Source organism: Sorangium sp. So ce375, assembly GCF_051473855.1.
GTDB lineage: Bacteria > Myxococcota_A > Polyangia > Polyangiales > Polyangiaceae > Sorangium.
Genome location: NZ_CP150335.1, coordinates 5041417 through 5054187 on the forward strand (window position 1 = coordinate 5041417; position 12771 = coordinate 5054187).

The window sequence follows — 12771 nt, forward strand, 5'->3', positions numbered from 1 at the left end:
GCCGCTTCACGGCTCGGCCGCGGGCGCTCTCCCGCGCCGCTCCACGGCGACCGGCGCCGCCTGCGAGGCGCCGCTCACTTCCACTTGACGGCGATCACCTCGGTGCTGATCCCGGGTGACGAGCGGATGATGACGGAGCTCATCAGCCGGTACACGGCGCCGAGCCCGACGCCGAGCCCCTGACCGGGCATCCTCGGCGTCAGACGCGCGGAGTTCGACGAGGAAGGGCCGCGATCGCTCTTCGGCCCGACCTCCTCGATCAGCGCCAGCTTCGGGTCCAGGCCGGGGCCGGAGTCGCGCACGATCACCTCGACGCCCCACCGACCGCTCCCCGCCTGCGTGTCGTCTCGGATCGCGCGGATGCTGATGCTCCCGCCGCCGCCGTGGCGCACCGCGTTCGACACGAGCTCGGCGATCGCGATCGCGAGCTCGTGCTGGGCGCGCTCCGAGAGCCCCGCCCAGCGCGCGATGTGCGCGCCCTCGGCCGCGCAGGCGAAGCGATCCTCCTCGCGCGTGACGGGAATGCTGAACGCGGGCGGGGACCTCTGCGTCACGCCGCGCCCCTGTCGCGGACCACGGCGACGACGCACGTCGCGTCGTCGAACGACTTCTTGTGGGCGTCGACGATCCGGCGCGCCATCTCCTCGGGATCGAGGTCGCGGAACGCCCCGAGATCGAAGGCGCTGGCGATCCCGTCGGAGTGAAGCAGGACGACGTCGCCGGGCGATATGGGGAAGCGAAAGCTGCGGAGCCGCCGCACGCGCCGCCCGAGGATGCCGGCCGAGCAGAAGCTCGGCATGGCCGTCCGCGTGATCGCCTTCATCGCGATGTTGCCGACGCCCGAGAACTCGAGCTCACCCACGCTCTCGTCGATGCGCAGGAGCGCAGCCGCCGCCCCGCGCGTCGACGCGAGCTGCTCCCCGGCTCCGGTCAAGAGATCCTCGATCGGCATCGATGCGTGCTCCTCGACGTAGCGACAGAACGCGGAGGCCGCTTGCGCGGCGTGGGGGCCGTGACCGAGCCCATCGGCGAGGCCGATCAGCACCCAGGGGGACCGTCGGACCACGACCACCTCGTCGCCGGCAACCTCCTCGCCGGCCGCGACGCAGCACGCGGTCCCGATAGCTACAGTCATCCGAGGTACTTCCTGACGGTCACGGTCGTCCCCGCGCCAGGCGCCGTCTTGACGTCGAACGCGTCCATGAGCGCCTTCGTGCCGCGGAGGCCCGCGCCCATGCCGTGGCGCGAGCGGTACTTGCCGCTCAGGATCTCCGGCAGGTTCGTGATCCCAGGCCCGTTGTCCTGCGCGACGATCTCGATCGCGCGCATCGGCGAGGTGAGCGAGCGGACGACGACCTGGCCGCTGCCCGCGTACCTGACGATGTTGCGCCCGAGCTCGGAGATCGCGGTGACGATCTTCGTCTGCAGGACGTCGCTGACGAGGTGCTCGATGCAGAGCTCGCGGCCGGCAGACCGCGCGCGCAGCACGTCCTCCTCGTTGCGCACATCGATGGTGATCTCGCGCGGCGCAGGGGCGGCGTGATCGAGCTCCCCGAGCTCGGAGATGCACCGATCGAGCTGCGCCTGGTCGCGGACGAACAGCTTCACCCCGCGCTTGACCTCGACGAGGAGGCGACGGAGATCACCCTCGCGCGCGACCAGCGGATCGACCTTCGCCTGCCGGATCCCGCAGTCGATGACGCTCTTCCTCACCGCAGGCGAGAGGAACTGCGCCAGCACCGTCTCGATCTGATCGGTGATCGAGCGGCCGACGATCTGCGGAGTCGACGGCACAGGGCCGCGCGCCGACTGCGGCGAGCCTGGCATGCGCGTCGATACCGGTCCGCCGGACCGGCTCGACGGCGGCCCCGTGGCGCCGCCGCTGGAGGGCGGTCCGTCACGAGGAGGGATCTTCATGCGTCACCTCGTTCGTGAGCTCCGGCGGCACCATGTCGTCCTCCGCGGACGGCGCGAGCATCTCGACTGCGCGCTCCAGGTTGAGCGCCGTCACCACGCCAGGGATCTCGAGATCCATCTCCACGAGGGCGATCGCGACCGCGGGGCGCAGGCCGCACACCGCCGTCCGGACGCCCATCAGCCGAGCCGTGAGCGCGATGTCACGGATGGCGCGGGTCAGATAGCTATCGAGAATCTCGACACCGGAGAGGTCGACGATGAGGCCGCGGGGCGATCGCGCTTCGATCGACCCGGTCACGTCGTCGCGCAGCTGCTCCACCTGGCCGTCGGTGAGCCCGCCCTGCACCGAGACGATTAAGTTCCCGAAGAGGCCCACGATGGGGACCCTACCCGCTTGCATCAAGTGGACGTCTCCTTCCTCGCGCTGAGCTGCAGCTGTGTCGTGGTCATGGCACCGCTGCCCGACGGATCGAAGGCGGCCCGCGGGCCGCCGGGGGTGAACGGCTGTCCTGTCTGCTTCTCGTTGTCTTTGGCCGCGCCGCGGCGGCCTCCCATGAGCGACGCGGGCGTCGGCTTCTGGCCGGCGAGCGCCATGCTCTCGCGCAGCGCGTGCTTCAGGTTGCGCGCGGCGCGCACGGTGCCGAGGTTGATGCCGAGCTCCACCATCGTCTGCGCGACGGCCGGCCTGACCCCGGTGATCCGGCAGCGCGCCCCGAGCAGCTCGACCGCCTTCATGAGCTTCATGAAATGGTCGGCCGTCCGCGTGTCGATCACCTCGACGCCGGTCACGTCGATGATGACGTAGCGCGACTGGCGGCGGACGATCTCGTCGAGCAGCCGCTCCATGATCTGGGCGCTCCTGCGCGAGTCGACGACGCCGATGATCGGCAGCGCGAGGACGTCATCCCACAGCTCGAGGATGGGCGTCGAGATCTCGTCGATCGCGTAACGGAGCCGCTCGACGAGCTCGCTCTTGGCGCTCTCGCTCTCGACGAGGTCGCGGTTCTTCGCCTCGAGATCCTCGATGAGGCGCTTCTTCTCGGTCGCGTCGCGGAACACGGCGACGGCGCCGGAGATCGACCCGTCCTTGCCCCGCATCGGGCTGGCGCTGACCGTCAGGAACAGGCCGGACACCGGGCCGTGCTCGATGCGCGGCTCGACGAACACCGACGGCACGCGGACCGACCGCGGCTCGACGTCGTCCCCCTGCGGCCCCGAGGTGGGCGCGAGGGTCTGCATCGAGCCGGCCGCCACGCCGTTGGATCGGCGGACGCCCCGGCCGTCTTGCTCGGCGGACCTCCTCGCGAAGAGCTCGATCTGATCCACCGTCTCGCCGCGCAGCGCGCGCGACAGCGGGTGCTCGGACACCGGCCAAGGGGTCGTCCGATCGGGGAAGAACAGCGTGGCGTCTCCGGGCCCCTCGTCGTCCCCCGAGGAGAGGTCGAGCGGCGCGCGGCCGAGCATGTGCTCCGCGGCCGGGTTGCGCATGAGGAGCTCGCCCCTGTCGTCGACGACGGCGACGCCGTCCGCCATGCTGTCGAGCACGAGCTTGAAGATGCCCGCCTGTCGCCGCAGCTCCTCGTCCGCTCGGGCCAGCTGCTCGCCGCGCTCGCGCGCATCGAGCGTCGCCCGATCGAGCTGCGCTGCCTGCTCCTTCGCCGCGCGCTCGTGCCCCTCGATCTGCTGCTCGAGCGTCGCGATGCGCTCCGTGAGCCTCGCAATCTCTAGCCGCAGAGCTTCTTCGCTCATCGCGAACTCTCCGTCCTAAGCCCGCGCGCGCCGTGCGTGACGCCAGGCAGCGCGTCCCTCCGGTGCGCGACGCAGCGGATCCCCTTGCTGGACCGATCGAGCCGTGCGCGCCGGGAGGATGAGCCGCGCGGGCCAAACGAGACGGCCGCGGAGCGCGCGTTGCGCTTCGCCGTCCTGTCCGTCCTTTGCACGCTCGTGACGCTCATTTCTTCTCCTCGCAGGGTGCCCTGTCCCCAACGGGGACCGTGTCCAGCACCAGTCGAGAAACACAGCTTATCGCCAACCGGACAACCCACCGTCAAGCTTCGCGTCGGCCGTGCGTGTCGCTTGTGGCGACGGCATCCACAGTCGCCCAGCCGAGGTAGCCCGTGTCCGCACAACCGCGCCCGTGCCCCACGTCACGATCGTCCACGTCGGCCGCGTCTATGCCGCGCCGCAGCGCAGCCGAGCTCGGTCGGCGCGCACCTTGTGCTTCCGATCCTCGGATGTGCGGATGCAGAGGGCCCGCGCTCACGTGAGATTCCTCCCCTACGACGCGCGCTGCTTCACCAGCGCGGATTGCGTGACCAGAGCAGCTCGCGAGCCGCGCAAGCTCAATCGCCGAGGCTCTGGCGCTCGCGAGCGCGCCGTCGCTTGGCCTTGCGCTTCGAATCGGCCGGGCGCTGAGGGCTCGGCCCGCTCTCGCCCGTGGTCGGGGCGCCGGCGTCGAGCCAGCGCCACAGCGCCATCTGGTCGGCGGTCGCCCCATGACGGATGGCGCGCTTCAAGATCTTCTTGGCGAGCACCAGCTTGCCGCACCGGGCCAGCGCGTGGGCGTAGCTCGCGGCGATGTCGGCCTCGCCCGTCTGCGCCTCGGTGGCCTGCGCCAGGAGCGGCAAGGCGTCGTGCGGGCGGTTCAGCGCGACGTCGTAGAGGTGGCCGAGGTTATGCGCGTACCACGGGTTCTCGGGCGCGATGGCCAGCGCGCGCTCGTACGCGCGCGCTGCATAGCGGTAGTTGCCGAGCAGCGACTGCGCCAGGCCGAGCACCGCCCAGGCGCCGTCGTCCTCCTCGTGGAACTGAAGCACGCGGCGCGCGAAGAGCGCGGCGCGCCACGGGTCGTGCTCCACGCCCATCTCCGCGAGGTGGCGGTGCGCGTAGAGCCACGGCTCGCTCCCGGGCGCCGTCGCGCGGGCCAGGCGCGCGAGCAGCGGGAGCACCCTGTCCGCATCGAGCTTGTCTGCAAGCGCTCGATCGATGTCCCGTCGAAGCCGGTCGATGTCCTCCGCTCCACTGCGCCCCATCCCTTCCGTGATACGACCAGTGGGCGAGCTTGGCTAGCGCGTTGCGCGCCGAGGCGCGACGCCTGGATGCGTCGCACGCGAGCCCCTACCGGCGCACCATCGACCCGCGCGCCATCTGGGCCTCATTCGCGCCTCATTCGCGCCTCATCCGCGCCTGAGCCGCGCCGGCGGGCGGCGTCTTGCGCCGCGCGGGACGGTATAAAACGCCCGCGCGGAGCCCGGTCAGCCGCCATGTGGCGGCGGGCCGACGCTTTGGCAACGACTCGCACGACCCGCGCGCCCCGCGATCAGGCGTCCTCCGCCACCTCTTCGGCGCTTGACGTGCGCTCCCGAGCCTGCTCCGCGCGCGCCTCCTTGCCCGCGATCGTCGCGCCGTTCAGCGTCGCCACGACCCGCGCGAGCTCCGCCTTCGGCACGCTGACGAACGCGTTGCGCTCGCGCACCCGGATGCGCCGGATGTCACCCTTCGCCATGCCGGCCCGCTCGATGAGAGCGCGCTGGAAATCGGCCGCGCGCGCGCCGTCACGGCGGCCGAGGTTGATGAAGACCTCGACGAACTCGCCGTCCGCCTCGTCGCGCGAGGGCTCGGCGCGCGGCGCTTCGCCGGCCTCGCCGCTCTCGACTTCGACCGCGGCCTCCCCGGGGGCCGACGGCGCCGCGCCGCTCGCGCGCTCTCGTTCGCCGCCGCGCGACACCGGCGAGCCGGGCGCCGGAGACGGAGGCTCGCCGAGGATCGGCTCGTCGTCGCCCTCCTCCTCGGGCGGCTGCCACATGGTGAAGTCGGCGTGGCGCGAGAACGGCTGGCCCGACGCGCCGCCTTGAGGCCTGCCCGGCGCGGCGCCGGCGGCGCCGGCGGCGCCAGCGCCAGCGCCGCGGCGCGCCGACAGCAGCGTCGCAGCGGGCCGGTCGCGCAGGCGCTCCGCCGGGCCGCGGCCCGGCGCGCCCTCGCCCCGCGGCGGCTCGATCCGCATCAGCGGCTCCGGCCGCGTGAGCGGCTCGACCGAGACAGGGCCGTCGTCGCGCGCCCGCGCCCCCTCGGGCCGGCGCGGCTCGTCTCCCCCAGGCGCTTCCGCGCCGCGAGGGCCCCGCCGCCCCTCGTCCCGCCGGAGGCGCAGCGATCGCCGATCGCGCTCGCGCCCGCGGTCCCGCTCGCCCTCGCGCGCGAGCTCACGCTCGCGCTCGCTGCGCTCCGTCTCGGGCGAGCGCGGCTCGGGCGAGCGCGGCTCGGCGGAGTCGGCCGCTCGGGGGCTCGAGTCCCGCGCCGCCCGCCCGCGCGCCCCGGGCTCGGGCCTGGTCGACGGATCCGCGCCGCGCCCCTCGCTCTCGCGCGCCGCCGCGCGCTGCGGCTGCTGGGCGCGCCGCGCGGCGCTCGCCTCCTCTTGCGCCGTAGGCCGCGCGCCGAGGTGGTCGCGCAGGAGGCCCGCCACGATCGCCTCGGCCTGGTCGTGCGTGAGCAGCCGGCGCGCGAGCGAGAGATCGTCGGGGTGCGTGCCCTTCGACAGGAAGGCCTCGGCGAGCATCGCGACGAGGTCCGCCTCGGCGCGCGTCTTGAGCTCCCCCTCCGTGGGCAGCTGCTTCTCGAGCGGGCGGATCTTGTACGTCAGCCGCAAGATGTAGAGCGGCCCGACGTCCTGCGGCGTGATCAGCGCGATCGCCGTGCCGGTGCGACCCGCGCGGCCGGTGCGGCCGGTGCGGTGCACGTACGCCTCGGCGTCCTGCGGGAAGTCGTAGTTGATGACGTGCGTGAGGTGCGAGATGTCGATGCCGCGCGCCGCCACGTCGGTGGCGACGAGGAAGCGCAGGCGCCCCTCGCGCGTCGCGCTCATCACCTTCTCGCGGTCGGACTGCGGCAGATCGCCGTTCAGCCAGTCGGCGTCGTAGCCCTGGCGCTTCAGCGCCCCGGCGACCGCCTCGGTCTCGTCCTTGGTGTTGCAGAAGACGACCGCGTTCTCGGGGTTCTCGACCTCGATGATGCGGACGAGGGACGTCAGCTTGTCGCCCGTGATGAGGTAGACGTAGTGCTGGATCTGGAGCGCGCCGACCGCGTCGCCCGAGAGGGTGATGAACTCGGGTGAGCGCAGCTTGCTGCGCGCGATGCGCTCGATGTCGGGCGGGAGCGTCGCCGAGAACAGCAGCGTCTGCCGCTCCGGCGGCAGCTCGGCGAGGATGGCGGTGAGCTCGCGCTCGAAGCCCATCGAGAGCATCTCGTCGCACTCGTCGAGCACGAGCAGCCGGATGTGCTTGGCGACGATGGTCCCGCGGCGCAGGTGGTCGAGCACGCGGCCCGGCGTGCCGACGATGACCTGCGCGCCCGCGGCGAGCGCGTCGATCTGCCGCTGCATCGGCGCGCCGCCGTACACGGCGACCACCTTGATGCCCTTGCGCTTGCCGAGGCGCTCGACCTCCGCGGAGACCTGGAGCGCGAGCTCCCGCGTCGGGCACAGCGCGAGCACCTGCGCCTGGGCGAGCGAGCGCTTCACCGCGTGGTCGACGATCGGGAGCCCGAAGGCCGCCGTCTTGCCGGTGCCGGTGCGCGCCTGCACGACCGCGTCGCGGCCGCGCGTGACCGGCTCCCAGACGGCGAGCTGCACCGGCGTCGGGTGCACGTACCCGATCTCCGCGAGCGTCTCGCGCAGCTCGGACGACAGGGGCAGCACGTCGAAGGTGGGCGGCGGCTGGGGCTTGTCGCTGGTCTGCGCTTCACCCGCCACTGCGGCAGGGGGAGAAGGAACGGTCATGTCGGTCATATCGTCCTGCGTGATCGCCGCGTCGGGGGATTATCTCGGGGACGCGGGCCCAAGCTGGCCATCGACGATCGCCCGGACCCGCCGCCGTAGCGGAGCCAGATCGCCTGCCTCGCGCCGCGCTGCGTGCTCCTCCGCATAGCGGAGCCGCTCGATGGCGTCGAGAGCGCGCTCGTTGTCCGCCGAGCCCCGGCACGAGGCGGCGACTCCGTCCCGGTAGGTCCACGCCGGAGCGAGCGTGCTCCTGAACCGGCCGAGGGCGGCGTCCTCCCCGTCGGTCCCGGGGGCCGCCTCCCGGGCGCGCTCGACGGCCCGGACGAGCGCCAAGAGCCCCTCCTCGCAGCTCCCGTAGGGCGACGGCGCGCTCGGCAGAAAGAAGACCTGCCGGATCAGCTGGAGGGTGCACGAGGCGATGATGAGCGCGGCGAAGCTGTAGTACGCGACCAGGGCGATGCGCCGGCCACGGGCGCGAGGGCCGCCGGGGCGGCGCCCCGCTCCCAGAGGGCGCGCTCGCGCCTCGGTCCCTGGCACGGCCGGGGCAGGAGCGATGGGCGCGGGAGCTTGAGCGGGCATTGGGAGCTGCGATTCCTCGGGCGGCCAGGGTGCGCGGCCGCCTCAGCCGGTCGGGCTCCGCTTCCGCGGTCCCTTCCGTGCGCGCCAGTGCTATCACCTCGCCGCGGGCGCGACGAGATGCTGTTGGACGGGAGCAGCGCGAGGTGACCGACAGGACCGCGGCGCTCCGCATCATCGCCCGCCGATCCGCCGCGGCGCTCGCCGCGCTGGCCCTCGTCGGCCTGCCCGAGGCCGCGCTGGCCCAGCCGCTCCAGGACAACGCCTACACGATCGACCTCTTCCAGGGGCCCATCCTGGCGCCCCTGCGCGTGACCGGGATCGCCGGCGCGTACGCCGGCTACGCCGAGGGGATCGCCGGCATGGTGGCCAACGCCGCGGCGCCCGCGCTCCGCGAGCCGTTCAGCATGCGCTGGCTCGAGTGGGACGTGGCCGCGTCGATCTCGCTGCCCATCGAGCTCTTCGAGAACAACGATTTCGACAACAGCGGCGACATCGACCTCGACTACTCGAACTTCGTGTACCTGACCCTCGGCGGCCAGCTCCAGGCGGGCGACTTCGGCGTCGGGGTCAACGCCGAGCTGCAGCGGTACTCCCTGACGGACGAGGCCGGCGCCGAGACCGTGGTCGTGATCGGCACGTACCATTTCCTAGGCGGGGCCCGCGTGCTCGGCGACGCGCTCGTGCTGGGCGCCGGCGCGCGCGCGGTGACGCTCGGCCTCGGCGCCGAGCAGACCAACCTGACCATCGCGGGCATCTCCCCGGAGCTCGGCCTGCTCGTGCGCCCCGACTGGGCGTCCTACCGGCTCGGCGCCACGTTCCGCTTCCCGGTGAACGGCGGCCGCTTGCTCGGCGAGGGCGTGGTCATGGACGGGCAGGTCCGCCGCGCCGGCGGGCTGATCCTGCCGAACGAGGTCGTGCTCCCCTGGGAGCTCGAGGTCGGGCTCGCCGTGCAGGTCGGACCGCGCCCGCTCAACCCGGCGTGGATCGACCCGCGCGCCCAGGAGCGGGAGCTCCGCGGGGCGATCGCGCGCAGGCAGGCCGCGCGGGAGGAGCGGAGGGACCGCGAGCTCGGCGCCATCGACGATCCGGAGGAGCGCGCGCGGCGCGAGCGCATCTTCGCCACGGAACGGGCGCGCGAGCGCGCCGCCGACGAGCGCGAGCTCGCCGCCGGGCCGGCCGTCCTCGAGGAGGAGCGGCGCGCCCGGTACTGGAACTGGCCGCGCGAGCACCTGCTCATCACGGCGGAGCTCCTCGTCACGGGCGCCGTGTCGAACGGGGTGAGCCTGGAGCGCTTCCTCGCGCAGCGGCAGCCCGGGAGCGAGCACGGCCCGTCGGCCGTGGGCACCTCGGGCGCGCACGTGAGCTTCTCGCCGCGGTTCGGGATCGAGACGGAGCCGATCCCGGGCCGCGTGCACACGCGGTTCGGCAGCTACTACGAGCCGAACCGCTTCGGCCGCCTGGGGAGCGGGCGCGTGGGCCGGCAGCACTTCACGTTCGGCGCGGACGTCCGCGTGCTGTCGACGACCCTCTGGGGCCTCGTCCCCGACACCGCCTTCACGCTGCAGGCGTCCATGGACTTCGCGCCCCGCTACGACAGCGTGAGCGCCGGCATCGGCGTCTGGCACTGAGCGCCGAGCGAAGGCTCGCGACGACGGCGAGCGCGCCGGCGTTTGCGCCTGGCACGGCGCGCCGCGCGAGAGCTCACGCGGACAGCGCGCGGCGGCCCTGCTCCGCGAGGAGCACGCGGAGGTGGCTCATCCGGGCGGGATCGCGCTTGCCGAACTCGTCGAGCGCCGCGGCGACCGCGACCGGAGCGCCGCCGCGGGGCTCCTTCCGGAGCGCCCTCGCCGCCAGCGCGAGCGCGCGGGGGCACAGCACCTCCTCGATGCAGAGCCGCGCCGGCGGCGGCCGCCACGCCGCGTCGCGGTAGCCCCCCGGCGCCGCGGGCTCCGCGAGGAGCGCGAGGCCGTCCGCCTTGGCCTGGAGCTCCGAGAGGATCTCGCGCTCGAGCGCGCTGCCCTCCTCGCGATCTCCGGAGCGCTCGATCGTGAATATCGGCTGGGGCGCGCCGCGCCGCGCGACGCCGAGCCAGCCCTTGCGCCAGCGCACCGCCGTGGCCCTGCTGATGGTCGCCTCGCCGCGCGCGACGAGGCCGGTGAAGGCGCTGAGCATCAGCACCTCGAACGGCGAGAACGCGTCGCCGCCCTTCGCGCCCGCGATGCGCGAGAGGTTCGCGGCGACGACGGGCAGCCCCGCCTCGATCGCGTCCGACGAGCAGAAGAGCGTCGAGCCGGGGCTCGTCGGGTGGAAGCCCGTCAGGCTCACGCCCTCGCCGGCGCCGTACCACCCGAGGAGCGCGCGCACGGTGCCCCGGCGGGCGCCGTCGGCGGAGCAGTAGGCCCACGTGGTGCCCCAGAGCTCGAACATCGATCGCACGATCCACCGCGCGACCTTCACGCCGAGCAGGAGGCTCACCGCGAGCAGCAGCGCGGCCGCGAGGGAGTCGCCCGCGGCCCCGGCCAGGCCCGAGAGGAGCAGCGTGTAGAGCCCCGCGTACGCGAAGAGCAGCCCGCTCGTGATCGCGCTCAGGAACAGCTCGATCCTCGGCGACGCGCCGCGCGGCTCGGACCGCCGCCACACGGCGCGGTGAGGCGGCTCGCCGCAGCGGGCGCAGGCATCCGCGGGGCCGCACCGCCGCCGCTTCCCGCAGCCGAGGCAGATGTCGATCGGGGGCAACCGGCTTGGCATCGGTGGTCCAGAATAGTGGCGCATCCTGGGTCCGTCGCCACGACTTGGGCCGGCCCACGCGGGCTCCCCGCGCCCACGGTTTCGCACACGCGCGCAGGGCGGGGGCGCGCCCCTGTCCGCTTCGAGCCCGCTTCGGGCCCGCTTCGGGCTTGTCGTCGCGCCCTGTCCGGCGCATCGAATCGCGCATGCCTCGTCGCCGGCCCCGCATGGTCGCTGTCCGCACCCTCGCCCTCCTCGTCCTGTGCCAAGGCGTCGCCCTCGCGCAGCCGGCGCCCCCCCAGGGTCGGCCGGGCCAGCAGGCTCAGGCGCGGCCGGGCCAGCGAGCGCCCGCGACGGCCCCGGCGGCAGCCCCGCCGGCGCCGGCCGCGGCCGCGCCGGCGGCGACGCTGCAGCGCATCGAGGTGGACGACCCGGCGCTCGCGCCGGTCCCACCGCCGGCGCGCACGCTGGCGAGCTGGAACGACGCGCGCGCGCTCATCGAACAGCGGTCGGTCGATTTCGCCATCGCCGTGCAGGAGGTCGCCCGCGCCGAGGGAGTCGCGCGGCGGGCGCTCGCCGCAGCGCTGCCGAGCCTCGATGCGCGCGGTGAAGTGAATCACGAGCTGGCGGGCGGCAGCGCCGTGAGGCGCCCGCCGCCCCCCCCTCCCGCCCCCGGGGAGCCGGCTGCGGGAGCGATCCAGGATCAGGATGTCGAGAATGCACCGACGACCTTGTCGGCGGCGCTCACGCTCCGCCAGCCCATCCTCGCCCCGCGCGCCTGGTACGGCATCGGCACCGCCAGGCGCTCGGTGGACGTCGCCAAGCTGAGCCTGGAAGATCGCCGTCGCGTCACGGTCGGCGCCGCGGCGGACGCCGTCGTCTCGATCGTCACGGCCGAGCGGGTCAGCGAGATCAACCGGGTCGGCCTGCGCAGCGCGCTCGAGCGGCTCGAGCTGACCCGGCGGCGCGAGCGCCTCGGCACCGGCACGAAGCTCGATGTCGTCCGCGCGGAGCAGGACGTCGCGCTCGCCCGCGCGACGCTCGTGTCCGGCGACGAGGCGCTGCGCAGGGCGCGGGAGGCGCTCGGGGCCGTGCTGGGCGAGCGCGGCGAGGTCGGCGTCCCGCAGGGCTTCTCGCTGAACGCGATCGCGGCGGAGGTGCAGTCGCAGTGCGCCGAGGCGCGCTCGGATCAGCGCGCCGACGTCCGCGCCGCCCGGGCCGAGCTCGAGATCGCGGAGCGCAACCTCGCCGACGCGAAGCTCGCGTTCGCCCCGAATGTCGATCTGTCGAGCACGCTGAGCGCCCGCACCTCGCTCGGGGACGAGTCCACCGTCCGGGCGCGGTCCTGGGAGTGGACCATCGGCGCCATGCTCACCATCCCCATCTGGGACGGCGGGGCGCGCTACGGCGATCTCCAGATCAACAGGGCCGCGGTCGAGCAGCAGCGGGTTCGCCTCGGGGCGGTGGAGCGCACCGCAGGGCTCGAGACGACGCAGGCGGTCCGGGGCGTCGCCGTCGCTGAGCAGTCGCGCGCGGTCGCCGAGCAGTCGCGCGACCTCGCGCGCGAGACCGCGCGCCTCACGCAGGTCGCCTTCGAGGCCGGCACCGCGACGAGCTTCGATCTCGTCGAGTCCGGCCGCAGGCAGCGCGAGGCCGAGCTCGATCTCGCGGTGAAGGAGTTCGAGGTGGTGAAGGCGAAGATCACCGCCCTGCTCGCGTCCGCCTCGTGCAAGTGAGGTATGCGCAGGACGTGCGCGGCGAACGCGACGCGCGCGGCA

General features: G+C 73.8%; 11 protein-coding genes. 2 read left to right on the forward strand and 9 right to left on the reverse strand.

The genetic code is table 11. From position 1 onward, the window contains the following. Window positions 1–74: 74 nt before the first annotated feature. The 8 genes from WME90_RS18690 to WME90_RS18725 all read right to left on the reverse strand — a co-directional run bounded on the left by WME90_RS18690 (window position 75) and on the right by WME90_RS18725 (window position 8266). Complete coding sequence (locus tag WME90_RS18690; protein ID WP_437282511.1) at window positions 75–554, reverse strand: ATP-binding protein; 480 nt, start codon at window positions 552–554, stop codon at window positions 75–77. Then, the gene (locus tag WME90_RS18695) at window positions 551–1135 is read right to left on the reverse strand and encodes a SpoIIE family protein phosphatase (protein ID WP_437282512.1); all 585 of its coding nucleotides are present in this window, start codon (window positions 1133–1135) and stop codon (window positions 551–553) included. The genes WME90_RS18690 and WME90_RS18695 overlap by 4 nt, the downstream gene beginning before the upstream one ends. Next, window positions 1132–1917: an anti-sigma regulatory factor gene (locus WME90_RS18700; protein ID WP_437282513.1), complete on the reverse strand. Its 786-nt coding sequence runs from the start codon at window positions 1915–1917 to the stop codon at window positions 1132–1134. Before WME90_RS18700 ends, WME90_RS18695 begins: the two co-directional genes overlap by 4 nt. Next, window positions 1898–2317 (reverse strand): STAS domain-containing protein, encoded by a 420-nt coding sequence (locus WME90_RS18705; protein ID WP_437282514.1) that lies wholly within the window; start codon window positions 2315–2317, stop codon window positions 1898–1900. Before WME90_RS18705 ends, WME90_RS18700 begins: the two co-directional genes overlap by 20 nt. After that, window positions 2317–3666 carry an STAS domain-containing protein gene (locus WME90_RS18710; RefSeq protein ID WP_437282515.1) on the reverse strand — a complete coding sequence of 450 codons (1350 nt, stop codon included), beginning with the start codon at window positions 3664–3666 and terminating at the stop codon, window positions 2317–2319. Before WME90_RS18710 ends, WME90_RS18705 begins: the two co-directional genes overlap by 1 nt. Before the next feature lie 593 nt (window positions 3667–4259). Then, the gene (locus WME90_RS18715; RefSeq protein ID WP_437282516.1) at window positions 4260–4949 is read right to left on the reverse strand and encodes a hypothetical protein; all 690 of its coding nucleotides are present in this window, start codon (window positions 4947–4949) and stop codon (window positions 4260–4262) included. A gap of 287 nt (window positions 4950–5236) precedes the next feature. Further along, window positions 5237–7687 (reverse strand): DEAD/DEAH box helicase, encoded by a 2451-nt coding sequence (locus tag WME90_RS18720; RefSeq protein ID WP_437282517.1) that lies wholly within the window; start codon window positions 7685–7687, stop codon window positions 5237–5239. 39 nt (window positions 7688–7726) lie between these two features. Beyond that, window positions 7727–8266, reverse strand: coding sequence for a hypothetical protein (locus WME90_RS18725; protein WP_437282518.1), 540 nt, complete (start codon window positions 8264–8266; stop codon window positions 7727–7729). A 143-nt stretch (window positions 8267–8409) separates the two neighbouring features. Between WME90_RS18725 and WME90_RS18730 the strand changes: the two genes are divergently transcribed. Next, window positions 8410–9894, forward strand: coding sequence for a hypothetical protein (locus WME90_RS18730; RefSeq protein ID WP_437282519.1), 1485 nt, complete (start codon window positions 8410–8412; stop codon window positions 9892–9894). A gap of 73 nt (window positions 9895–9967) precedes the next feature. Here the strand turns inward: WME90_RS18730 and WME90_RS18735 are convergent, their stop codons facing one another. Beyond that, a complete protein-coding gene (locus WME90_RS18735; protein WP_437282520.1) occupies window positions 9968–11014 on the reverse strand; it encodes a hypothetical protein in 1047 nt (348 codons plus the stop codon). Window positions 11015–11199: 185 nt separating this feature from the next. Between WME90_RS18735 and WME90_RS18740 the strand changes: the two genes are divergently transcribed. Further along, the gene (locus tag WME90_RS18740) at window positions 11200–12729 is read left to right on the forward strand and encodes a TolC family protein (RefSeq protein ID WP_437282521.1); all 1530 of its coding nucleotides are present in this window, start codon (window positions 11200–11202) and stop codon (window positions 12727–12729) included. The last annotated feature ends 42 nt before the right edge of the window (window positions 12730–12771 follow it).